The organism is Ohtaekwangia kribbensis (genome assembly GCF_042676245.1).
In the GTDB taxonomy this organism is placed as follows: Bacteria; Bacteroidota; Bacteroidia; order Cytophagales; family Cyclobacteriaceae; genus Ohtaekwangia; species Ohtaekwangia kribbensis.
In genome coordinates this window covers 132,348-155,406 of the sequence record NZ_JBHTKA010000008.1, presented here as the reverse complement: position 1 = coordinate 155,406, position 23,059 = coordinate 132,348, and the positions used below count along the sequence as shown (strand labels likewise).

Below are 23,059 nucleotides of genomic sequence, written 5' to 3'. Positions count from 1 at the left end.
TACATTTGTTCACTTTCTATAAAAACCATGGACAAATATTCATACATCTCAAATGCAGACGTTGGTTATCTCGATCAACTCTATCAAAATTATAAAAAGGATCCAACCTCTGTTGACGCCACCTGGCAAAAGTTCTTTGAAGGATATGACTTCTCACAGGAACGTTATGGTGACAAAGCAAACGGCAATGGCGCACCTGCAGGTACTGTAGCAGATTCACTCTCTATAAAAGAGACGCAGGTTCGAAATCTCATTTTTCAGTATCGCTCTTTCGGTCACCTGAAATCGAAAACAAACCCGGTACGCGAAAGAAGAAATCATAATGTAAACCTCGATCACAAGAGCGTTGGGTTAACCGATGCTGATCTTGATACAGAGTTTGATGTAGCAGCTGAAATTGGCATGCAACGCTCAACGTTGCGCAAGATCATTGAGAAACTGAACGCGGTATATTTAGGACCTATCGGTTTTGAACACAACTTCATTCGCAATGATGATGTGCGCGCGTGGTTGTATCAGAAAATTGAAAAGGAATATTACACCTATAATCCTGCGCAAGACGAGAAAAAGCGCATTCTGAATAAACTCAACGAAGCGGTTGTATTCGAAAACTTCCTTCATACAAAATTCCTCGGGCAAAAACGTTTCTCGCTGGAAGGTGGGGAGAATACAATTCCTGCACTGAACACTGTAATTAACGTAGCGGCTGAGCTGGATGTAAAAGAAGTTGTTATCGGTATGGCGCACCGCGGTCGCCTCAACGTACTGGCTAACATACTTGGTAAAACCTACGAGCAGATCTTTACAGAGTTCGAAGGAAACGTAAGTCCGGAGAACCTTACCATGGGTGATGGTGACGTGAAGTACCACCTGGGGTATTCAAGTCACATCAATACACCATCCGGCAAAAAGATATATGTAAAGCTTACGCCTAACCCTTCGCACTTGGAGGCAGTTGATCCATTGGTGCTTGGTTATACCCGTGGTCAGATTGATGACGAGTATAAAGGAGAGCTTTCAAAAGGTATGGCGATTCTCATTCACGGAGATGCTGCCGTTGCCGGCCAGGGTATAGTATACGAAGTAGTACAGATGTCTGGTCTGCCAGGCTATACTACGGGTGGAACGATTCACTTCGTGATCAACAACCAGGTTGGTTTTACTACTGACTATGATGATGCACGTACCAGTATATATTGTACAGATATAGCGAAGATTGTTGACGCTCCTGTACTGCACGTTAATGGTGATGATGCTGAAGCGGTGAGCTTTGCAGCTAAATTATCAGTGGAGTATCGCATGAAGTTCGGAAAAGACATTTTCATCGACCTGCTTTGCTACAGAAGACATGGTCACAATGAAAGCGATGAACCGAAATTCACACAGCCTAAACTTTATAACATCATTGCCAAGCATCCGAACCCACGCGAGATTTATGTGAAAAAACTGATTGAACGTGGTGATGTTGATGCAGCTTTGGCTGATGAAATGGATAAGAATTTCCGTAACCAGCTTCAGGACAGACTCAACGAAGTAAAACAAAAACCGCTTCCCTATAAACCACAAAAAATTGAAGAAGAGTGGGAGCAAATGCGCTGGGCTAAACCGGATGATTTTGATAAATCGCCTGAGACGGGAATCAAAGAAAGTGTAGTTGAGAAAGTAGGTAAAGCACTTACCAATATACCGGAAGGCTTCAAGCCACTGAAGCAGATCGAAAAATTACTCAAAGACAGAACAACAGCATTCTTCGAGGAGAAAGTATTAGGATGGGCAGAAGCAGAATTGCTTGCCTATGGTTCTATGCTTCTGGAAAAAACTCCGGTGCGTATGTCTGGTCAGGATGTAAGACGCGGTACATTCTCACACCGCCATGCATACTTCTTCGATGCGAATACAAACGAGCCGTATTGCGGACTGAATAACCTTGACAAGAGCCAGGCTAAATTCCACATCTATAACTCGCTGTTATCAGAGTTTGGCGTGTTAGGTTTTGAGTATGGTTACGCCATGTCATCACCAACCGCGCTGGTTCTGTGGGAAGCACAGTTTGGTGATTTTGTAAACGGAGCACAGGTAATTATTGACCAGTTCCTCTCAAGTGCTGAATCAAAATGGCAGCGCATGAACGGTATGGTAATGTTACTGCCACACGGTTATGAAGGTCAGGGACCTGAGCATTCAAGCTGTCGTCCGGAAAGATTTCTGCAACTGGCAGCAGAGTATAACATGGTTGTATCGAACCCGACTACACCTGCTAACTTCTTCCATTTGTTGAGAAGACAGGTAGCGTGGCCGTTCCGTAAACCATGCGTGGTGTTCTCGCCTAAATCATTGTTGCGCCATCCGGCTGTTATTTCTCCGCTGAAAGATTTCACTTCGGGTTCATTCGCGGAAGTGCTGGATGATGCCAGTGTAAATGCGAAAGAAGTGAATCGTGTGATTCTCTGCAGCGGTAAAATATATTACGACCTGGTAGAAGTACAGCAGAAGCGTAAGAACAAAGACACTGCAATTGTTCGCCTGGAGCAACTCCATCCGTTCCCGGAAAAACAACTGAAAGCCGTGCTCAAGAAGTATAAAGATGCTAAACTTGTATGGGCGCAGGAAGAACCGGCCAACATGGGAGCACAATCGTACATTGTTCGTATGATGCCGAAATACGATCTTGAGTTCGTATCACGCAAGGCAAGTGCATCTCCGGCAACGGGCTACCTGAAAGTACACAAGGTAGAGCAGGATAAACTTGTTAATAAAGCTTTTGAAATTTAACTGATAGCAGATTGACGTTGGAAGAGTATATTTCAGGTGAAGTATAAATTCCAACGTCAGTTGAACAATCCATAAAATCAACCAATCGAATGGCATTACAGATAAAAGTACCCGCAGTAGGCGAATCAATTTCGGAAGTAACTATTGCAAACTGGTTAAAGAAAGACGGAGACACCGTACAGCTCGATGAAGTAATTGCCGAGCTGGAATCTGATAAAGCAACCTTTGAACTGACTGCACAAAGTGCAGGTGTTCTGAAGATCGTAAAACAACAAGGCGATACTGTACCGATCGGTGATGTAATAGCCGAGATCGATTCTAACGGACAGGCTACTGCTGCTGCATCCAAACCAGCTGCTACACCAGCTCAACCCGCAGCACAAGCACCAGCGGCTGCTCCGGCAGCATCAGCACCGAAAGCTACCGGTGGAGTAAAAGAAATGAAAGTTCCTGCTGTGGGTGAATCCATCACGGAAGTAACAATTTCTACCTGGCTGAAGAAAGACGGTGACTTTGTTAACATTGACGAAGTTATTGCTGAAGTAGAATCGGATAAAGCAACGTTCGAGCTACCCGCAGAAGCATCGGGTATACTGCGCATTGTTGCCAAAGAAAAAGAAACACTTCCTATTGGCGGCCTGATTTGTAAAATAGAAGTAACAGAAGGCGCACCTGCTCAAACGAAACAAGCTACAGCACCGGCTGCAACAACAGCAAACGCTGCTGATAAAACATACGCGGCAGGACATCCGTCACCTGCGGCTGCGAAGATCCTGGACGAAAAAGGAATTCCTTCCAACCAGGTTGCCGGTTCTGGTGTAGGTGGAAGAATTACAAAAGAAGATGCGCAGAAGGCAACAGCGACTCCTGCCAAACAGGAAGCTAAACCACAAACAGCTTCTGCACCTCCGGTGATTGTAAGCGGAGGTGGTCGTGGTGAGCGCAGAGAGAAAATGACTTCGCTGCGTAAAACAATCGCGAAGAGACTTGTTGCTGTGAAGAACGAAACGGCTATGCTTACTACGTTTAACGAAGTAGACATGAAGCCTGTAATGGATCTTCGTTCCAAGTATAAAGATCAGTTCAAAGAGAAATATGGCGTAGGTCTTGGCTTTATGTCATTCTTCACGAAAGCTGTATGTACTGCATTGAAAGATTTCCCTGCGGTAAATGCATCGATCGATAAAGATGAAGTTATATACCACGACTACTGCGATATATCTATCGCTGTATCAACACCACGTGGTTTGGTTGTGCCGGTAATTCGCAACGCTGAATCACTTTCATTCAACCAGATCGAAAGCGAAGTTATCCGTCTTGCTACACGCGGACGTGATGGTAAACTGTCAATCGAAGAAATGACAGGTGGTACATTCTCCATTACCAATGGTGGTGTGTTCGGCTCCATGCTTTCAACACCAATCATCAACCCTCCGCAGTCTGCTATATTAGGTATGCACAACATTGTTGAGCGTCCTGTGGTAAAGAATGGTGAAGTGGTGGTTCGTCCGATTATGTACCTCGCGCTTTCGTATGATCACCGTATCATTGACGGAAGAGAGTCCGTAAGCTTCCTGGTACGAGTGAAAGAATTACTGGAAGATCCGGGAAGACTTATTCTCGGAGTTTAATCTGAATCACATATAGTTTCATTATAAAGACATGAAGTATAAATTATTCAAGGGATGCCTGAGTGTAATTTTTATTTCATGTCTTTTTTTCTATACAGGCTGTATCGATGAATGCGATGGCCAGGAAGGCGAGCCCACGCTATATATAAGCTTCGCCACGGAAAAGCGCTACACCCGTGTATATGGGGTGGGCGGCAAGGAAAAGGACACCTACGATTATCCGAGTACACAATGGCACGTACCGGTGTCTATCAAAGACGACTCAACCATTGTTGTATTTGAATCCAGTACCGGTAACGACACCCTTACTATTCGCTATAGCCGCACGGTTAAAATGGAATCTCAACGATGTGGCTTCCGACTTTTTCTCGATGACTTCGAAATTACAGAGCCAACCACCTTTACGCGGCTTCCGGATGAAGTAAGTTACTATACCAATGAACTTTATGTTTACATCGATGAATAAAAGATCATGGGTATATACTACACTGTTGCTTTTACTGGCAACACTAACGCAGGCACAGACTTACGATACACATCGTTTATACTTTGGTCTTGACCTTCTGCGAACCTTTCCGCTTGTGTTCGAGCGCGGGTATGTGTTTGAACCTTCCATCATCTATAAAACCAATACGCATACAACTTTTGATGTTGCCGTTGGTTTTAATGACATACGCAAGGATGAGCTCTATGGAAATATGGACTATGCCAACACCGGTCTATATTACCGTGTGGGTGTAGGACAATTTCTCTTCAAAGAACGTAAGAAGTTTAATGATTTCAACCTGCAGTTCGGATTGATATACTCTGACTTTACGGAGAAGGGTACGATCGTAATTGAAGGTGATAATTATGGCGACCTGGTAGACATCAAGAAGCAACGCAATCAACTGTTTGTGCTGGAATTACAACCTAATTACACACTGCCTATATCTGACAGAATTTCTGTAAATTTTCAGGTTCGTATTAACTATGTTGTGAGCACTCCGAAAGAAGACCAGTTCCCGTTGTACTATGTGCCCGGTGCTGGTATGATGCAGGTCTTTGAAGATAACGATGAAGGTGTTCATAACAGCAACAGGATAACAGAAGGGATTTCAATTCGATTACTTTATAAATTTTTAGAATTATAATTATTGATCTATGCAATACAACGTCATTGTTATTGGCTCCGGCCCCGGAGGATATGTAGCAGCCATTCGCTGTGCACAACTTGGATTTAAAACGGCTATTGTTGAAAAATACGATACATTGGGGGGAACGTGTTTGAATGTAGGATGTATTCCTTCCAAAGCGTTACTCGATTCTTCTGAACACTTCACAAACGCAAAGGAGCACTTTGCTGAACACGGTATAGATATACCGGCCCCGAAAGTAAATTTCACACAGATGATCAAGCGGAAGGGCGATGTGGTAAAATCCAACGTAGATGGTATTGCGTATCTGATGAAGAAAAACAAGATCGATGTTCATAAAGGTGTTGGATCATTTGTAGATAAAAATACAATAAAGGTTACGAGTAAAGATGGTAAGGAAACTACGCTTACCACTGAAAAAGTAATTATAGCAACCGGTTCAAAACCTACACCGCTTCCTTTCGCAGCGTTCGATAAGAAGAGAATTATATCCAGCACCGAAGCATTGGAATTGAAAGAAGTTCCGAAACATCTTATTGTGATCGGTGGAGGTGTAATTGGTATGGAGCTGGGCTCGGTATATGCACGCATCGGCTCGAAAGTAACGGTGGTTGAATTCCTGGACAGCCTGATACCAACCATGGATGGAACGATGGGCAAAGAACTGGCTCGCGTAGCGAAGAAACAGGGAATAGAAGTATACCTCGGTCATAAAGTTACGGCTGTTGAAAATACCGGCAGCGAGGTCGTTGTAAAAGCAGAGCCGAAGAATGGCGGTACTGCGTTGGAACTGAAAGGCGACTACTGTCTTGTAAGCATTGGTCGCAGACCTTATACGGATGGACTGGGTCTCGACAAGATTGGGATTCAAACTGAGAAAGGACAGATTCCGGTAGATGATCACTTAAAGACAAAAGTAGACAACGTATACGCTATTGGCGATGTAGTGCGCGGTGCTATGCTGGCGCACAAAGCAGAAGAAGAAGGTGTATATGTAGCCGAGCAACTGGCCGGACAAAAGCCACACGTTAATTACCTGCTGATACCAGGTGTAGTATATACCTGGCCTGAAGTTGCCAGCGTAGGCTATACAGAAGAACAACTGAAGCAAAGCGGAAGAGCCTATAAAACTGGAAGTTTCCCGTATAAAGCTTTAGGACGTGCACGTGCCAGCATGGATACCGATGGTTTGGTAAAAGTGTTGGCCGATAGGCAGACGGATGAAATACTGGGCGTACACATTATAGGAGCACGTGCTGCCGATATGATCGCAGCCGGAGTAACGGCTATGGAATTCAGAGCATCGGCTGAAGACGTTGCACGTATGTCGCACGCGCACCCTACCTATATGGAAGCGGTGAAAGAAGCGTGTCTGGCTGCAAGCGACAACAGAGCTATACACATTTAGTGTTTGGATATTTATAAACTGCAGGCTTTCTGAGTATATTGAGAGCCTGCAGTATTTATTTTAATAAACCCTCTCCTCTATGAACGTTCTCCATCCGGGAAACTGGTCGCGCTATAGTCGTGACTTCTCTGGCGATAAAGAAGGTCAGCGTAAATACAAACGGGTAATTTTGCTTTCGCAGTTTGCTATGTTTGGTACGGTAGTAGGCGTGTTGCATGCACTGGAAGATCTTGTAGATGGATTGTTTTTCATGCCTTTGATGGATTTTACGATGGCTGTATCCATCTTTATATGTTACCTGATAAATGAAAACGGTCGCCATAAACTGGCTCGCATCATACTGCTGTCGTTCCTCAATATATTTTTCTTTGTATACTCATCGCTGGCGCATCACGGGCTGGGTATATATATGTATTATTTTGCATGGGTAGGCCTTGCAGCGGTTGTGTTTGAGATCAACGAAAATTTTTATCGCTTCTTTTTTATAGGCCTGTCTATAGTACTCACAATCGTTTTGTTTGCGACCGACTTTAATGTGTTCGGAAAAGTTACGTTCGAAGCGATTGACCTGGAACGATCGTTTATCATAAATTTTGTATCGAGTATAACGGTACTGGTGTTCTTCATTGTGTTTATGGTAAACATGAACGAGCAGTCCGAGAATAAACTCATCAGTTTAGCGAGCGAGATAAAGACAAAAAACACAGAGCTCGAAAAAGCAAACCGTGAGCTTGATCGTTTCTTTTATAGTGCATCGCACGATTTGAAGATTCCGTTGATGGATATAAAAGGCGCCATTAACACAGCCCTCGCTGAAAATAAAAATGAAGAAGTGCTCGCGTACTTCGAAGTGTTGAAAGAGCGCGCACAAACGCTTGATAATTTTCTGCTGGATATCATTGATTACGCCCGCAACAGCCAGACCGGTTTACGACTGGAACCGGTAAATATAGAAGTACTGGTTGATGATGTGATCCGTAATTTTGCCTTTACAAAGGATGCCGACAAGATCAAGTTTCAAACTGATGTAAATTGTGATTACCTCATTGAGACCGACCGCGTGCGACTTATTGTTATTCTGAATAATATCATTTCGAATGCTATAAAATACCACAGCCTGGAGAAGCGCGATCCGTGGGTAAATATCCAGGCATACTATCGCGAACGTAAACTCACGCTGATTGTCTCCGACAACGGACAAGGTATAGATGCAGAGTTGCTTCCCAAGATATTTGATATGTTCTTCCGTGGCACCAACCAGTCCAAAGGCTCCGGTCTTGGACTATATATAGTAAAAGAAACGGTCGAGCGAATGGCGGGAGATATCAGTGTACAATCTGATTTTGGCAAGGGCACTATCTTTACCCTTACCATACCGGCTACGCTTTCAACCACACCGGTTGTGAAACGTAAACGCGTAACCGTTCTTTAAGCTGTTTCCCTTAATTTATACTGCGCTAGCGAACGCAACGCCATTATCACAACGATCGGTATCAGCGACAGATTCAATTTCTGCGGAAGCACCGCCCATAATACTAAGGTGAGTATAGCAATGATGCCGGCTACCAGGAAATATTTCTTTAGCCAGGCCGGTTGTTTTGCAAAAGCAATCACGGCAACAATGTGTGTAGGCAATGCCCAGAGCAAATTGAAATTATAGGAAGCCTTGTGGTCAGTAGCAATCCATAAAAAGGCAAGCAATATCCCGATGATACCCGTTACTGAAAAGATGATCCCATCAAACCACGTTGACAGTTTCTTCTTTTTGAAATCAAGAACGGTAAGCAATACAGCGATGGCTGCCACCGCACTGAATATATAGAGCGGATGAGGTAATCCTTTCGGTGCATCTTCCGGCCGGGCCTCATATACAATTCGTTTTTGTTTTACCAACGGTACAGCAGCTCCGTTGTGTTTAATGGTAGCATGATCGAATCCTGATTCAACAAAATCCGGAAGGAACATATACTCATACGGAGTTGCTTTTTTGTCGATCTCGGAACCGAGGCATATATCTATACCCAGGTCGCCCCACGGTTGATGGCCGAGGTAAATATCAGTGAGCTCGCGAATGGTATAGTCTGTTTTTATATATGAACCGTCAAACACAACACTGTCTCCGAACGTGCGCGATACAATGCCCGGCATTTTGGTAGCGCAGTTATCATAGAAATAATCGTAGCGGTAATTTTCGTTTTCAGGCAGCGCATTCCACTGCAGATAGTCATACATCTTTTGCTTTTGAGCCTGCGTCAGGTTCAGCTCCTGCTCGTGTATATAGCGGTTGTAGTAAATATATACATCCCGGAAACGATTATAGTCATACACCCCCAGCTTGTAATACATATAGCCCCGTGCAAAGTTCAGGTAGAAGTTAGGCTGGTCGAAATCAAATACACCATAGTTGTAAGCTTCGTCAATGCCTTGTGCCGGGTCGTGCACACGAAAAGCACTGTGACCGAATGCCGAATATAGTTCACCCTGCCACGGACCGCACGTAATCACAGAAATAGTTGCCTGCTCAGAGAGTTGAACAGATTGTGCATAACCTGTAAACGACACACAAAGCAGCAAAAACAGAAATTTTTTCATAAACACAGATGAATTTCGAAATATAACGACATTACCATAATCCATCCGATACTTTTCGCGAGTATCTTGCAGCATGATGCGTGTGTGGAGAGATCAGTTGAACTTTGCTTCCGGCTTAACGGTGAAACGTGCCTGGAATGCAGCACAGATCGTTACCAGTTATCACCGTGCACGGTTCACGGGTGTACCTGTCATTCAGGGGTTGCCCATCAGCATTTCATTCGAGCCCACAACATCGTGCAACCTGCGTTGTCCGGAATGCCCAAGCGGTTTGCGTTCGTTTACACGCGCAACGGGTATGTTAGGGCAGCCGTTGTTTCAGAACGTAATCGATCAGCTCGCACCAACGTTAAGCTACCTTACATTTTATTTTCAGGGTGAACCGTATCTGCATCCACAGTTTCTGGATATGGTGCAGTATGCCGCAAGCAGAAATATATATACTGCTACGTCAACCAACGCGCATTACCTAAAAGATGAAAATGCGCGGCTAACCGTAGAGTCCGGTTTGGACAGACTCATCATCTCCATTGATGGCACTACACAAGACACCTATCAATCCTATCGCGTAGGCGGAAGTCTGGAGAAGGTTATAGAAGGTGCGCGTAATATTATTGCCTGGAAGAAAAAACTGAAGTCAATAACGCCACACGTTATGTTTCAATTCTTAGTGGTGAAACCTAACGAACACCAGATACCAGAAGTATATACTTTGGCAAAACAGATTGGTGTTGATCAGGTGGTATTGAAGACCGCGCAGATATACGATTATGCCAACGGCTCTGATCTTATACCCGAGCAGGACCAGTACTCACGCTATCGTAAAATGAACGATGGCTCCTATACCATCAAGAACAGTTTAGACAATCATTGCTGGAAGATGTGGCACAGTTGTGTGATAACGTGGGATGGAAAAATAGTACCGTGTTGTTTCGATAAAGATGCACACCACGTTTTGGGCGATCTCACTGAAAATTCATTTGAAGAAGTCTGGAACGGTGAAGCTTACAATACATTTCGCGCCTCATTGCTGCGCTCAAGAAGTGAAATAGAGATCTGTAAAAATTGTACGGAGGGAACGAAGGTTTGGGCGTAAGTTAAAGACCTTTTTCGCGCAGCTGCTTTTCGATCTTGTTAAAATCTACCGCGCCACATTTACCACAACCTGAATCGCACGAAGACTTGGCCTGGAAACTTTTATAGATAAGTCTGCCCACATAAATCAATGCGAGAAGAAATATCAGGCCAACTATAAGATTCTGCACCATAACTGCAAAGGTAATACAGTTTGGAAACTATGTGCTAACCGGAAAGGTTCGCCCGTCCGGATTTTTTGTTCGCAGCCGGACGCGCCCGAACATATCTGAACAAACCGTTTTCCTGTAAATCCTGCTAAACGAGCTGTTTTTAAGGAATGCCGTGCATGGCATGATGTTGATTAGGAGGGAAGTATCTCATACAGCTTATGCTAAAAAATTATTTTAAAACCGCTATTCGCAATCTGCTTCGTCAGAAGAGTATTTCGCTTATTAATCTCGCAGGGTTAACGCTTGGTATTACCAGCAGCCTTGTGCTGTTTCTCATGGTTGCCTATATGAGCAGCTATGATTCGTTTGTAACAAAACGAGATCGTATATACCGTGTGGTAAATCAATCGGAAGGCAACAACGGAACAGATTACCAGGCGGGCGTGCCGACTGTATTGCCAGACGCATTCCGCAATGATTTTCCGGAAGCAGAGGAGGTCGTATTTATATCCGATGGTTCCAGCGACCTGGTACTTATACCACAACGCAATGGCGAGTTGAAGAAAATTCAGGAAGAAGAAGGTATAGCATTTACCGAGCCCGGTTATTTTAAACTTTTCGATCGTGTTATACTTCAAGGTATAGCAGCGCAGGCTATCGATGAACCTAACGAAGCTATTATATCTGTCGGTCTTGCTAAAAAATATTTTGGTAAAGAAGATGTAGTGGGTGAAGTACTGAAGTTTGACGATGCCGAGTATAGCATCAAAGCCGTGATGGAAAATGCACATTCCAATACCGATTTCCCTTTTAATCTCTTATTGTCCTATAGCACCATTAAAAAACAACGTGAAGAATCCGGCTGGAATAGTATATGGAGTGGTGAGCAATGTTATTTTCTGTTGAAGGAAGGTGAGTCGATCGCAAAAGTAGACAGCCGCATGCCCGCATTTACCAAAAAATATATAGGAGCAGATGATCCAGATAAAACACAGTTCCTGACGCAGGCCCTAACCGAAATGCACTTCGATGAAAGGTTTGATACATATTCATTCAATACGGTTTCGCGCACAACACTAGTGGCATTTAGTGTTATCGCGCTTATCCTCATCATTACAGCAAGTATAAATTTCATTAATCTTTCTACTGCTGAAGCGATTAAACGCTCCAAGGAAGTGGGTGTTCGTAAATCATTAGGCAGTACACGCGGTCAGTTGGTATTTCAATTTTTGGGAGAGACTACACTTGTAACCGTGGTGGCTGTTCTCTTATCGCTGGCCCTTACACAGTTTGCGCTCACATTTATTAACCCGTTTATGGAGATGGAGCTCGCGCTTAACTTTGCAAAGGATACCATGCTGTGGATATATATTGTATCTGTTACCGTAGTGGTGGCAGTCTTCTCAGGACTATATCCGGCCTTTGTAGTGTCAGGCTTTAAACCGACACAGGCATTGAAGAATCTGATCAGCAACCGTAATTCCTCAGGCTATATGCTGCGAAGAGGATTGGTAGTGATGCAATTTTTTATATCGCAGCTGCTGATCATCGGTACCATTGTTATTGTTAGTCAGATGAAATACTACCAGAGCAAAGATCTGGGTTTTGCCAAAGATGCTATTCTGGTGGTGCCTATACCAGAGCATGAGAAGCCCGTGACGGGCGGTGATGCATCTAGTAAAATGCGCACCCTGCGCGAAGAGATGGCACGTATACCGGGAGTTGAACTGGCAAGCCTTTCGAGTGCACCGCCTTCATCGGGGAGTGTATCCGGAACAAATTTCCGATTGCAGGGAAGCGATGAAGAACATTCTACGCAGGTAAAACAAATTGATGGTAACTATATAGATCTGTATAAATTGCAATTGCTGGAAGGTCAAAATGTAGCCGATCTCGATACAGCAACCGGCTTTGTAGTAAATGAAAAGCTGGCGCATATAGCAGGCTTTGCAAACCCGAACGATATGCTCGGTAAAGTAATTCGCGTATGGCGTAAAGAATATCCGGTAGTGGGTATCGTAAAAGATTTTCATACCGTGTCACTACGTTCACCAATAGAAGCCACCGTATTATTTAACCGCATCAGCGGCTATGAAAATTTGGCATTGAAAGTAAAGATGAGCGAAGCACAGAATATAATCGCTCAGTTAAAAACAAAATGGGAAGCTACCTATCCGGAACACCTGTTTCAATATGAATTTCTGGATGAGAACATTCGTGAGTTTTATGAAGGTGAACAGCGCATGTCTATACTCCTGAGTGTATTTACCGGCATGGCTATATTTATAGGTTGCCTCGGCTTGTTCGGACTCGCCACTTTCATGGCCAACCAAAAGACGAAGGAGATTGGCGTACGCAAAGTTCTGGGTGCTTCCGTAGAAAGTATAATCATGATGTTCTCCAAAGAATACCTGAAGCTTATCCTGTTAGGCTTTGTGCTGGCTGCACCGGTCGGTTGGTTCTTTATGGGTAAGTTTTTAGATGAGTTTGCCTATAAAATTGACGTTGGTCCGCAGGTGTTTTTGCTAACGTTAGGTATTACGTTGCTCATTGCAGTCGTTACCGTAGGTTACAGGTCGTTTCGTGCAGCAACCGTAAACCCGGTTCGTTCGCTTCGCTCGGAATAAATGTATTTTATGTCACGTAATGAAAGCCCTCGTATGAGGGCTTTTTGCTTTTACGACTGTTGGTTTTGGTTTCCACTTACTCAAAACATTTCCCACCTGCTCATTCATGGTCAGACACCTACAGGAAGCGTAGTAATCTTGCAACAGTTATCCAGGACCCCATGAAATTAAAACAACAAATTACCCTTCTCATCAGCCTTTCGCTGCTGCTGCCTTCCGTGCTTATCAGCTCGGTTGCGATCTATAAGATCAAGTCGAAGGCTACTGCTGATATCGAGTCGTACCGCACGGACGAAATGGACAAGCTGAAGCTATATGTAAAGCACATTACAGATATAGGCTACGGCATGATAGAGGTTAATTACAAACACCTTCAGGATTCGCTGAAGACAATGGCTGCAGACACCACTGTTTCGAAAGGTGGCGTTGAGAAGGTCATGCTCAACAGAAGTCTCAAGATGCTCTCCGACATTCGCTTTGATAAAGGTGAAGGATATTTCTGGGTAACGGATAATAAGATGCCTTATCCTACCATGTTGATGCACGCTGAGAAGAAAGATCTGAAAGGTGTTACGCTGAGCGATGCCAAATACAATGTAGAGAAATATACCAGCAAAAATATATACCAGTTGCGTTCGGAATTGTGTAACGCAAAAGGTGAAGGCTATGTAGAATATACCATGAAGAAGCCGGGCTCAGACCTGGTGGAAAACAAAATTTCATATTCACGCCTGTATGCTCCACTCGGCTGGATCATCTCAACCGGTATGTATACCGACCAGATTGACCATGCTGTTGCTGCCAAGGAAGAAGCCGCTAACGAGCAGATTGGTCAGGTGGTGGGTGCGATCATCATCATAACGATATTAATACTTACTATAGGTTTATCCATATCGTATTACTTCAGCACCAAGCTTACAAAGGCTATTATCACGATAAAAGAGAAACTGAAACAGCTTGCACGTGGTGAGCAGGCAGACGAAACCAAATCAAGACGTAAGGATGAGGTGGGAGATATGATTGTATCACTCAACGGTTTGGTGAACGGACTGCGCAGCTATACTTCCTTTGCCAAGGAAATTGGTCGTGGTAATTTAACGCAGTCGTTCGAGCCGCTTAGCGAAGCTGATATACTGGGTAATGAGCTGCTGGAGATGCGCAACAACCTGAAGAAAGCCGCTGACGAGAAAAGTATACGCGACTGGGTGAACGAAGGTATGGCGCACCTGGGCGAAGTACTGCGCAGAAACAGTTCGGATACAAAAGAATTGACGCACGAAATTGTTAAGTCACTCATCAAATATCTGAATGCGAACCAGGGCGCTTTGTTTATGATGGCTGAAGGCGACAAACATGGCGATATGTACCTGGAGCAGATGGCAACCTATGCTTACGACCGAAAGAAGTATATCGATAAAAAAGTACAGATAGGCGAAGGTCTTGTAGGACAATGTGTATTGGAGAAATCTACAATACACCTGCAGGAAATTCCACGGGACTATATTTCAATCACTTCGGGTTTGGGAGCTGCATTGCCGGAAACAATTTTAATTGTACCCCTCATGCACAACGAAGAAGTATACGGTGTAATCGAGATGGCCTCTTTTGGAAAATTGAAAGACCACGAGGTGCGCTTTGTTGAGAAGGTGGCAGAAAGTATAGCCAGCACAATATCAACCGTACAGATAAACGAACGCACCAAGCGCTTGCTTACACAAAGCCAGCAGATGTCGGAAGAACTGAAAGCGCAGGAAGAAGAATTGCGTCAGAACCAGGAAGAACTTCAGGCTACACAAGAGCAGATGCGCAGACGCCAGGTTGAACTTGAGCGCGAAAACGAAATGCTCAAGCAAGGTAAATCTGTAGCATTTGGTAAAGATGAGCCTGCCACTGATGACGACTATATGGATTCTTACACCAGACAAGCGGGATAATAACGATGAGAAAGATATATATACTGCTGATGGTATTGGCGCCAACACTGGTTTGTGCGCAGGAAAATTACTGGATCAAAACCGATAGTCTTTTCAAATATGTTCAGCCGGTGGCAAGTCTTCAGTTCTGGAGCACGTACACCATGGGCGAAAAGGCACAGCTTACGGAAGATGGCCCGATGGAAGCCATGCAAGACCGACTGAATTTTATGGTGCGCAGAGCCCGCATTGGTTTTAAAGGCAAGCCCTATAAAAAACTCGGTTATGCTGTTATGATACAGTATGACAATATGGGTAAAGATCGTTTCAGCGGAGTGCGTGGTTCCACCAACACCGGTCAGCTCGGTATACTGGATGTATATGCAACCTGGCGCGTTAGTAAAAGTGAGATGGCTTCCGTAACGGTTGGTTATTTTCACCCGCAGATAAGTCGTGAGTGTGTTACGGGCGACTTACTGGTGAACTCATTTGATAAAGCGCCAACGCAAGGGTATATACGTCAGCACATAACCGGTAAAGGCTATGGTCGTGCCACCGGGGTAAATTTAGGAGGCGTTACTAACAAACACCGTGTTACCATTGAGTATAACGTAGGTATATTTAACAACAACACAACCTCCGAAGAGTTTACAGAAACATCGGGCCGTTATTGGAGTCCGCTGGTGGTAGATCGCGTAACCTTTACCATAGGCGATACCGAACGAAAGAGTTATGCCATTAACTATGATGCCAATAACTACTACAGCAAACGCAAAGGTATTACCGTTGGCCTGAACAGTTCCATGCAGAGCAAGACAGATATATTTACTTCAAACTATGCCGGAGGTTTCGATGTGTTGTGTAACTACAACAATTGGAACATTGATGGCGAGTGGATGTATATGGAGCGTCACACAGAAGGACAGATATATAACATGAAGGCCGGACACGTTCGCGCGGGGTATAATATTATTGTAAAGGATAAGATCTTCCTCGAGCCCTGCTTTATGGTGTCTGTGTTTGAAGGCGATCCGGGTGCACAATTCTCGGGTGAAGACAGAATGTATGATGTTGGTATAAACTGGTACCTGAATAAGAAGAGCTGCAAGCTCAGCCTGCACTACATGAAGCAGGAAGGTAACGGTGACAATAACTATACGGACGAAGAAACATTCAAGAAGGGCGACTTTGCCGGCCTGGCCTTTGTACTTCTGCTATAATTCAATAACAAAATATATAGTTTAGTTATACCGGACGAACGATGGCGGGTTTACAAAACGCCCGCTATATTTCAATCGTACATTGGTAGATACTTTGAAACTGAAGTGATCGACACCATCTACGGCCGTAGGGAAGTAGAACGCGCGCAATTCAATCGTACCGAAGATAAGGTTCTCGTTGCGTATGCGTATACCTCCGGTTGTTCCCCAATAGAAATCACCAAGTAGTTTTTCAGATTTATAGTTTTTTAGAAACGCATTTTCCAACGACATAAAAGGTGCAAACCGAAATCCTGCAAATTTCAAATTCGTAAAGAGTGTTGACTCAAAACGCACGTAAAGTCGTTTGGTGCCGTAAAGACTATCGGGCGAGAAGCCGGTAAGTTCATCGTTCAGCGTTAACAACTCCCGTGCTACTACCTGGTGCGCCTGTGCATAACCACCTTGCACCAGATGGCGAAGTTTCACCCGCTTATATTCATACAGTTTACTATAATGTGTACCGCGTATATAGTAAAAGACATCAGAAGTTCTGCTGCGGTTAAAGAATGTACCCAAGCCGGCTTCTATACTTGAAAAACTTCCGTTCCTGTTTACAAATCCTTTCATCACCGAAGTGCCCGCATACATGCGCTTTTGCCCCATGGCTTTAGACCAGCCCGTGGTGAGTGTTACGGTTTTACCATACGGTACATCTTCCGTTCGTCCGAAACCATATATATATCTTGTTTTGTAGAAGTTCTGATTATAGAACGTCATTTCACCCAGTACAAATTTTTCATCGTTGTAAAGCGGGTTGAGTGCTTCTCCGGGCTGCACAGGTTGTTGTGAGTAATGTTGACGATAATAACGGATCGCAGCAAAATGACGGTCGCGGTTTCGTGCCATGTTCCCGATGCTGAAGTTATACCCCGCCCATACGTCCTGAATATTATACCGATACTTTCGAAACGTACTATCGACAGTCTGAAAAACATTGCGCGACCAGTTACGACTTACTTCCAATCCGCCTGCGAATCGTGAATACGGTGATACCAGCGGTCGCTCCAATCGGACGAAATATGCATACTCATTCTCTTCACCCAGGCTCCTTGCATTGTCCAATTGTGTATAGCCACCGGATGCATTGATCAGTGTACCTCCCAGGCTCGACTTCCTGTAAAATATATCAAAGCCTACAGACGGTGCACGTCCGCTTTCAAAACCGAGATCGGTCTGCACGCGCTGGCCCATACCAAACAAGTTGGCATCATACAAGCCCACACGATAATCCGTAAGACCACCCGCGGATACGCGGGCACCAAGACTGAATACATCCCGTGTTACAATTTCAACATCAACGGAATCGGGCGAACCTTTAATGCGGTGTACAATGATTTTGGAATCGAGTATAAAATCAAGATCACGCAGGTAACGTTCATTATCGGCTACACGATAGGGGTTGAGTGGACGATTCTCACGAATAAAAAGATTGTCGCGTATCACACTTTCGCGCGTGGTATAGTGTAGCGCATCGGCAATTTTCGTGATCTGGTTGCGAAGCCTGCGGGTCGAGTCGTACATCGTTCGTTCAAAACCGATGTGATTAATAACGATGTGCCGGATGATCTTTCCTTCGTACGGCAGAAAGGGAGCCTCACTTTTTACAGCGATGGCTGAATCGGGATTCGATTTTCTCGAAATTGTTTTGATAACTTCCTTCGAAAGCTTGTTATCCAGAATTTTTCTGCGGGTAGTATCCGTCTGCGCCCATAGCGTTGTATACGTGGTCAGGATCAAAACAAACAGCGCAAACAGCCTCATGCCCGGGATTGGAAATATATAGATACAAAAAAAACTAACGGTGGAAGTAATATAGGTATTGAATCGGCTTCATGAAATTTTATCACGTGAACAACATAAAAAATCGTTCCAGTTTTTTTTCAGCTACCGGGGTCTGTTTATTTTCGAAACTACTCAGGCCATAGAAATATGCACATTACTGGCAAGTGATCGGAAGGGTAATATGTGCCGTTGTGATCGGTAATAACCTGGTAATTCTTGGGTGTCAGTTCTGCGGTATAAAAAATATAATCGATCACTTTGCAGGGTGCAGCGTTAACGGTGAATGTGCAGAATGTTCCCTGCGATTCTGTAGCCGGACGAGGGTTAAATAATTTCAAAGCTTCGCCATTCAGCATGTTTTTATAGGGAGCCTCGGTTGGTTCGCTGTTAAAATCACCGGTAATAATTACAGGGACTTGCTGATGTACCGCGGCAATTTTTTCCTTGATCAGTGCAGCACTCTTTTCACGCGCTACCGTGCCGATGTGATCAAAGTGCGTATTAACAATGATAAATTCTTTTTTGGTTGGGAGATCGCGCAGCGAAGCCCACGTAGCTACGCGGGTAATGGCGGCATCCCAGCTTTTGCTTCCGGCTACATCCGGTGTTTCAGAAAGCCAGAATGTATTTTGCTGCTGCACAGCAAAGCGATCTTTTTTGAAAAGTATAGCTGAATATTCACCTTTTGTTTTTCCATCGTCACGCCCCACACCAACGGCAGTATATTCCGGGATATTTTTGAGAATGTCTTGCAACTGATGATGCAGCGCCTCCTGTATACCCAGAATATCCGGATCGTATTTACGAATAAGCGCATATACTTTGTCGCTTCGCTTCGGCCACTGATTAACACCATCAACTGTATGATCGAGCCGGATGTTATAGGTCATCACTTTTAGAGATTGTGCCCGCATGGTAAATGCCGCGGCCAGCATAATAGCCACGCAAAATAATCTGATCATAATTGTACGCTGGTTGTCACAGCAAGTTAACAGATACAGATCAATTTGGCTTTAATTTTTCCACGACCTGTTGATAACGGGCAAAAAGTTGCGTAGATTGGTATACTTCAATCGGCTCCTCGTATTCGGTTACTATGTGTGCGAAAAATAAACGGGCATTTTGAAATACCACCTCACACTCGTTGAACAGTTAGTGCTTAAAAAATAAACCCCCTACCGCTATGAAAAAACATTCAGCACATTACTCCCTTCGGTTACAAACCTGATAGCAAACTTGCTGCATTTTGTAAGACCACCGTTGTTCATGCTCACCTTTGCGCAGCCGCACGGCTGATATACTCTTATTTATAGCTTTGGTACATTCCGGTTGTTGTTCCTGATCTATATTCCTGATGCTTCCGTGTGGCTATACACGCACAACGGATAACGATTCACGGATAACAACTAACGATATACTATATTTTCTTCAATCCCAACCATGGATACCCTCATTAAAACCGCCATAGCCGAACTTGGCCAGAAAGAAGTGCCGGGCGCGGATGATAATGCTGCTATAGTTCGTTACGCACACGAGTCGGGTTTCAACTGGATCAACGATGATGAAACGCCATGGTGCAGCATCTTTGTAAACTGGTGTGCTAAAAAAGTAAATCTGAAAGGAACCGGAAAAGCCGATGCACGGTCGTGGCTGTTCGCAGGGCAGCGCATTGAAAATCCAGAGCCCGGGGATGTTGTAGTCTTCTGGCGCGAAAAACCGGAGTCATGGAAAGGACACGTTGGTTTCTTCTTTGGCTTTTCGAAAGATGGTTTACGGGTATATTGTCTAGGCGGTAACCAGGGCAACCAGGTATCTATATCGGCCTTCCCGATAAATACTATATTAGGCTTCAGAAGACTCGCGCCTTCATCCACAGTAATTTTACCCGACACCGTGCTTCGTATAGGGCATACCGGTAACGCAGTTAAAAATTTACAGGACGCATTGAAGGTGGCGGGTTTTGATTGTGGTACCTCCGATGGTGACTTCGGTAAAAAGACTGAAGATGCTGTTAAAGCGCTGCAAAGTACCCGCTTCGGTTTGCGTGTAGATGGTATATTTGATGAAACCACGCGGGTATACCTGCTCGAAATTTTAAATCAATAGTGTATGTCGCTCTTTGCTATTCTTGACCTCGTTATCGGAATAATCTTCATTTACTTTCTGTTGAGTCTTGCATGCTCTGCCGTGCAGGAAATCATATCCAGTATTTTAAGACTTCGCCCCAAAGTATTGAATCAGTGGATTCGCGATACCTTCAGTAAAGGAAATACAGGCGAAGCTATACTCAAGCATAAACTGATTGACGGCCTTACTGCGAAAGGCCGTATGGCCGCGTATATACCTTCGGATAAATTTTCGCGTGTACTGCTGGATATCATTCACCACAAGCAGTTTGGCGATAAGCCCTATACCATCGATTCGTTGCGCCAGGCTATAACAGCAACGGATTTACTGGACGATGATTTTAAGCGGTCGCTACTGCAATCTATAGCGGAAGCTTCGGGTGAAATAACCAAAGTGCGGCACGAGGTACAAGCATGGTTCGATCAGGCGATGGAGCGTGTATCAGGCACCTATAAAAAGAAAACACAGACTATAATTCTCTGTATATCGCTTGTGCTTACCGGTTTGCTGAATGCGGATACAATAGATCTTGCCCGCTATCTCTACGAAAATCCTGCGGTTCGTGAAAGTATCGCTGATCGCGCGGAAGAAATAGCCCATGACTCTACCTACAGAGAGATGGTAAACAAGATCAAACAGGCAAAAGATGATTCGCTGCACCCTTGGCAAAACGCAGATGATGCGATGGCCAGCATAAATAAAAATGTAGCCGATCTTAAATCCATCAAGGCCGAACTGGATGCTACAAAATTGCCGCTGGGTTGGAAGAATCTTCCCGAGAACTGGATCATAAAAATTCTCGGGCTGCTGTTTACAGCACTTGCTGTTTCACTCGGTGCACCGTTCTGGTTCGATATGCTCAATAAATTGGTAAACCTGCGCAGCGTTGGCAAAAAACCAGCCGCAACAAAGCCGGACCCTGGGCAACAATCATCATAATTCATAAACGTTGATGTATATATAGTATAAATTCTGCTACCCTTTAATGATCTGTACCTAACCGTATTTTTGTTATGAATAATTTTATTGTAGACCTGCACTGCCATCCCGCGATGAAACCCTATGGAAGAAGTTTTAAAGAATCATCTTCAACCGGTACGAATAGTTCAAACCCTGCGGATATTACGAGTATATGGCATTACGATCAGCCCTCACTGAAAGACAAACTTTTAAACTATGTAACAGGTCTTACCAAATTCAGACAGGCTGATCTTTCTTCTGCCCTATATGGAAGTGTGAAGGTAATGACAGCATCGCTCTATCCGTTGGAAAAAGGCTTTGTAAAAAACAGACTGGGCAGCGGGCAACTCTCGGACGCCACACTAAATCTCGCAACAGGTTTAGGTGACGAACGCGTAGACTTTCTGCAGAAGATGCCCGACTATTTCAGCGATCTTCAGAATGAATATAATTTCTATCGCCAGCTTCACGACACAACGGTAACGGTAGACGGCAAGCCGGTGCGCTATAAATTGGTTCGTAATTATACTCAGCTGGAGGATGTATTGCAGACAGCAGATGATGCCATACCTACCATTGCTATCGTTCTGAGTATAGAAGGTGCCCACGTGTTTAACTGCGGCCTTAGCCCGGAGCAGAAGCCGGCTGATCGGGGAGAGATCCTGAAGAACATCGAGCACATGAAGAAGCAGTGGGAGTTTCCTCCGTTCTTCATTACGTTCGCGCATCATTTTTACAATGAGCTCTGCGGACATGCACGCAGTCTCACCGGCATTATGGCCCGCGTACTCGACCAAAGCTATAAATTGGACACAGGCTTTACACCACTTGGAGTTGAAATAGTAAAATGCCTGCTGTCAAAGAAGAACGGCGCGCGTGTACTCATTGATGTAAAACACATGAGTCCGGTAGCACGCAGGGAATATTATACGATGCTTGATAAAGAGTTTGATAAAGATCCTGTACCCATTGTAGTAAGTCATGGTGCTGCGAATGGTCTTAAGGCGTATGACAATAATTATATAGCGGTGCGTCCTACCGGAGTGTGCATGAATCCAGGATCAATCAATTTCTTCGATGATGAACTCGTGCGCATCGCTCGCAGTGGCGGTATATTTGGTTTGCAGATGGACGAGCGAAGAGTAGGCAGTAAAGATGCGCTTGCCCAGGCCCGTGGACACGTTGATCGTAGAAAAATTTTATACCACCGCTCCAAACTTATATGGAATCAACTGGAGCATATAGCCTATATCCTTTCTGCTGCCGGTATATATCCGTGGGGACTTGCTGCGATTGGTTCGGATTACGATGGTATCATCGATCCGTTAAATGGTTATTGGACACATGAAGATCTGCAGTTTATGGACGATTACCTGTTGAAGCATGCCTATAATTTTATGCAGGGTAATGGAAAGAATTTGTCGATAGGAAATAATACTGATCCGGAAGAAATTGTCAGTCGTGTGATGAATATAAATGCGATGGAATTCTTCAAACGTAATTTTTGAAATATAGCAACGGTTCTTGCTGCCGTGATCTTGTCAATACCGGCAGCAGGTTAATAAACAAATCCGATAGTCGATCGGATAAAAGATGTTGGCT

17 protein-coding genes are annotated in these 23,059 nt (G+C 44.3%); 13 read left to right on the top strand and 4 right to left on the bottom strand.

The window, feature by feature from the left end; translation table 11 throughout:
- The first annotated feature begins 27 nt into the window (after positions 1–27).
- The 6 genes from ACFQ21_RS21365 to ACFQ21_RS21340 all read left to right on the top strand — a co-directional run bounded on the left by ACFQ21_RS21365 (position 28) and on the right by ACFQ21_RS21340 (position 8,379).
- On the top strand, positions 28–2,772 hold the full coding sequence (locus ACFQ21_RS21365; protein WP_377582423.1) for a 2-oxoglutarate dehydrogenase E1 component: 2,745 nt from the start codon (positions 28–30) through the stop codon (positions 2,770–2,772).
- Between the two features lie 89 nt (positions 2,773–2,861).
- On the top strand, positions 2,862–4,403 hold the full coding sequence (gene odhB / locus ACFQ21_RS21360; RefSeq protein ID WP_377582420.1) for a 2-oxoglutarate dehydrogenase complex dihydrolipoyllysine-residue succinyltransferase: 1,542 nt from the start codon (positions 2,862–2,864) through the stop codon (positions 4,401–4,403).
- A gap of 31 nt (positions 4,404–4,434) precedes the next feature.
- Positions 4,435–4,869 carry a DUF6452 family protein gene (locus ACFQ21_RS21355; RefSeq protein ID WP_377582417.1) on the top strand — a complete coding sequence of 145 codons (435 nt, stop codon included), beginning with the start codon at positions 4,435–4,437 and terminating at the stop codon, positions 4,867–4,869.
- Positions 4,862–5,536 carry a hypothetical protein gene (locus ACFQ21_RS21350; RefSeq protein ID WP_377582414.1) on the top strand — a complete coding sequence of 225 codons (675 nt, stop codon included), beginning with the start codon at positions 4,862–4,864 and terminating at the stop codon, positions 5,534–5,536. Before ACFQ21_RS21355 ends, ACFQ21_RS21350 begins: the two co-directional genes overlap by 8 nt.
- A gap of 10 nt (positions 5,537–5,546) precedes the next feature.
- Positions 5,547–6,947, top strand: a complete 1,401-nt coding sequence (gene lpdA, locus ACFQ21_RS21345) for a dihydrolipoyl dehydrogenase (protein WP_377582411.1) — start codon at positions 5,547–5,549, stop codon at positions 6,945–6,947.
- Between the two features lie 79 nt (positions 6,948–7,026).
- Positions 7,027–8,379 (top strand): sensor histidine kinase, encoded by a 1,353-nt coding sequence (locus ACFQ21_RS21340; RefSeq protein WP_377582408.1) that lies wholly within the window; start codon positions 7,027–7,029, stop codon positions 8,377–8,379.
- Here ACFQ21_RS21340 and ACFQ21_RS21335 read toward each other — a convergent pair.
- Positions 8,376–9,539 carry a lipoprotein N-acyltransferase Lnb domain-containing protein gene (locus ACFQ21_RS21335; RefSeq protein ID WP_377582405.1) on the bottom strand — a complete coding sequence of 388 codons (1,164 nt, stop codon included), beginning with the start codon at positions 9,537–9,539 and terminating at the stop codon, positions 8,376–8,378. The two genes, ACFQ21_RS21340 and ACFQ21_RS21335, sit on opposite strands and share 4 nt — an antisense overlap.
- Before the next feature lie 73 nt (positions 9,540–9,612).
- Between ACFQ21_RS21335 and ACFQ21_RS21330 the strand changes: the two genes are divergently transcribed.
- Positions 9,613–10,635, top strand: a complete 1,023-nt coding sequence (locus ACFQ21_RS21330; RefSeq protein WP_377582402.1) for an SPASM domain-containing protein — start codon at positions 9,613–9,615, stop codon at positions 10,633–10,635.
- A gap of 1 nt (position 10,636) precedes the next feature.
- On the opposite strand, the gene ACFQ21_RS21325 is transcribed toward ACFQ21_RS21330, so the two are convergent.
- Positions 10,637–10,807: a FeoB-associated Cys-rich membrane protein gene (locus tag ACFQ21_RS21325; protein ID WP_377582399.1), complete on the bottom strand. Its 171-nt coding sequence runs from the start codon at positions 10,805–10,807 to the stop codon at positions 10,637–10,639.
- 197 nt (positions 10,808–11,004) lie between these two features.
- On the opposite strand from ACFQ21_RS21325, the gene ACFQ21_RS21320 reads away from it, so the two are divergent.
- The 3 genes from ACFQ21_RS21320 to ACFQ21_RS21310 all read left to right on the top strand — a co-directional run bounded on the left by ACFQ21_RS21320 (position 11,005) and on the right by ACFQ21_RS21310 (position 16,546).
- Positions 11,005–13,413, top strand: a complete 2,409-nt coding sequence (locus ACFQ21_RS21320) for an ABC transporter permease (RefSeq protein WP_377582396.1) — start codon at positions 11,005–11,007, stop codon at positions 13,411–13,413.
- A 161-nt stretch (positions 13,414–13,574) separates the two neighbouring features.
- A complete protein-coding gene (locus ACFQ21_RS21315; protein WP_377582393.1) occupies positions 13,575–15,347 on the top strand; it encodes a cache domain-containing protein in 1,773 nt (590 codons plus the stop codon).
- A gap of 5 nt (positions 15,348–15,352) precedes the next feature.
- Positions 15,353–16,546: a porin gene (locus tag ACFQ21_RS21310; protein WP_377582390.1), complete on the top strand. Its 1,194-nt coding sequence runs from the start codon at positions 15,353–15,355 to the stop codon at positions 16,544–16,546.
- A 21-nt stretch (positions 16,547–16,567) separates the two neighbouring features.
- On the opposite strand, the gene ACFQ21_RS21305 is transcribed toward ACFQ21_RS21310, so the two are convergent.
- Together ACFQ21_RS21305 and ACFQ21_RS21300 are read right to left on the bottom strand one after the other, a co-directional pair.
- Positions 16,568–18,349 carry a hypothetical protein gene (locus tag ACFQ21_RS21305; RefSeq protein WP_377582387.1) on the bottom strand — a complete coding sequence of 594 codons (1,782 nt, stop codon included), beginning with the start codon at positions 18,347–18,349 and terminating at the stop codon, positions 16,568–16,570.
- Positions 18,350–18,498: 149 nt separating this feature from the next.
- Positions 18,499–19,332 (bottom strand): endonuclease/exonuclease/phosphatase family protein, encoded by an 834-nt coding sequence (locus ACFQ21_RS21300; protein ID WP_377582385.1) that lies wholly within the window; start codon positions 19,330–19,332, stop codon positions 18,499–18,501.
- Between the two features lie 478 nt (positions 19,333–19,810).
- On the opposite strand from ACFQ21_RS21300, the gene ACFQ21_RS21295 reads away from it, so the two are divergent.
- From ACFQ21_RS21295 to ACFQ21_RS21285, 3 genes are all read left to right on the top strand, one after another.
- A complete protein-coding gene (locus ACFQ21_RS21295) occupies positions 19,811–20,476 on the top strand; it encodes a C40 family peptidase (RefSeq protein ID WP_377582382.1) in 666 nt (221 codons plus the stop codon).
- 3 nt (positions 20,477–20,479) lie between these two features.
- Positions 20,480–21,436 (top strand): hypothetical protein, encoded by a 957-nt coding sequence (locus tag ACFQ21_RS21290; RefSeq protein WP_377582379.1) that lies wholly within the window; start codon positions 20,480–20,482, stop codon positions 21,434–21,436.
- A 74-nt stretch (positions 21,437–21,510) separates the two neighbouring features.
- On the top strand, positions 21,511–22,965 hold the full coding sequence (locus ACFQ21_RS21285) for a hypothetical protein (RefSeq protein WP_377582376.1): 1,455 nt from the start codon (positions 21,511–21,513) through the stop codon (positions 22,963–22,965).
- Positions 22,966–23,059: the final 94 nt, after the last annotated feature.

Excerpts from the sequence above, each read along its gene's own strand:
- ACFQ21_RS21355 (WP_377582417.1), top strand. The coding sequence starts at position 4,435 with ATGAAGTATAAATTATTCAAGGGATGCCTGAGTGTAATTTTTATTTCA.
- ACFQ21_RS21305 (WP_377582387.1), bottom strand. The coding sequence starts at position 18,349 with ATGAGGCTGTTTGCGCTGTTTGTTTTGATCCTGACCACGTATACAACG.
- ACFQ21_RS21350 (WP_377582414.1), top strand. The coding sequence starts at position 4,862 with ATGAATAAAAGATCATGGGTATATACTACACTGTTGCTTTTACTGGCA.
- ACFQ21_RS21325 (WP_377582399.1), bottom strand. The coding sequence starts at position 10,807 with ATGGTGCAGAATCTTATAGTTGGCCTGATATTTCTTCTCGCATTGATT.
- ACFQ21_RS21310 (WP_377582390.1), top strand. The coding sequence starts at position 15,353 with ATGAGAAAGATATATATACTGCTGATGGTATTGGCGCCAACACTGGTT.
- ACFQ21_RS21285 (WP_377582376.1), top strand. The coding sequence starts at position 21,511 with ATGAATAATTTTATTGTAGACCTGCACTGCCATCCCGCGATGAAACCC.
- ACFQ21_RS21300 (WP_377582385.1), bottom strand. The coding sequence starts at position 19,332 with ATGATCAGATTATTTTGCGTGGCTATTATGCTGGCCGCGGCATTTACC.
- ACFQ21_RS21335 (WP_377582405.1), bottom strand. The coding sequence starts at position 9,539 with ATGAAAAAATTTCTGTTTTTGCTGCTTTGTGTGTCGTTTACAGGTTAT.
- ACFQ21_RS21290 (WP_377582379.1), top strand. The coding sequence starts at position 20,480 with ATGTCGCTCTTTGCTATTCTTGACCTCGTTATCGGAATAATCTTCATT.
- ACFQ21_RS21320 (WP_377582396.1), top strand. The coding sequence starts at position 11,005 with ATGCTAAAAAATTATTTTAAAACCGCTATTCGCAATCTGCTTCGTCAG.
- ACFQ21_RS21315 (WP_377582393.1), top strand. The coding sequence starts at position 13,575 with ATGAAATTAAAACAACAAATTACCCTTCTCATCAGCCTTTCGCTGCTG.
- odhB (WP_377582420.1), top strand. The coding sequence starts at position 2,862 with ATGGCATTACAGATAAAAGTACCCGCAGTAGGCGAATCAATTTCGGAA.
- lpdA (WP_377582411.1), top strand. The coding sequence starts at position 5,547 with ATGCAATACAACGTCATTGTTATTGGCTCCGGCCCCGGAGGATATGTA.
- ACFQ21_RS21330 (WP_377582402.1), top strand. The coding sequence starts at position 9,613 with ATGATGCGTGTGTGGAGAGATCAGTTGAACTTTGCTTCCGGCTTAACG.
- ACFQ21_RS21365 (WP_377582423.1), top strand. The coding sequence starts at position 28 with ATGGACAAATATTCATACATCTCAAATGCAGACGTTGGTTATCTCGAT.
- ACFQ21_RS21340 (WP_377582408.1), top strand. The coding sequence starts at position 7,027 with ATGAACGTTCTCCATCCGGGAAACTGGTCGCGCTATAGTCGTGACTTC.
- ACFQ21_RS21295 (WP_377582382.1), top strand. The coding sequence starts at position 19,811 with ATGGATACCCTCATTAAAACCGCCATAGCCGAACTTGGCCAGAAAGAA.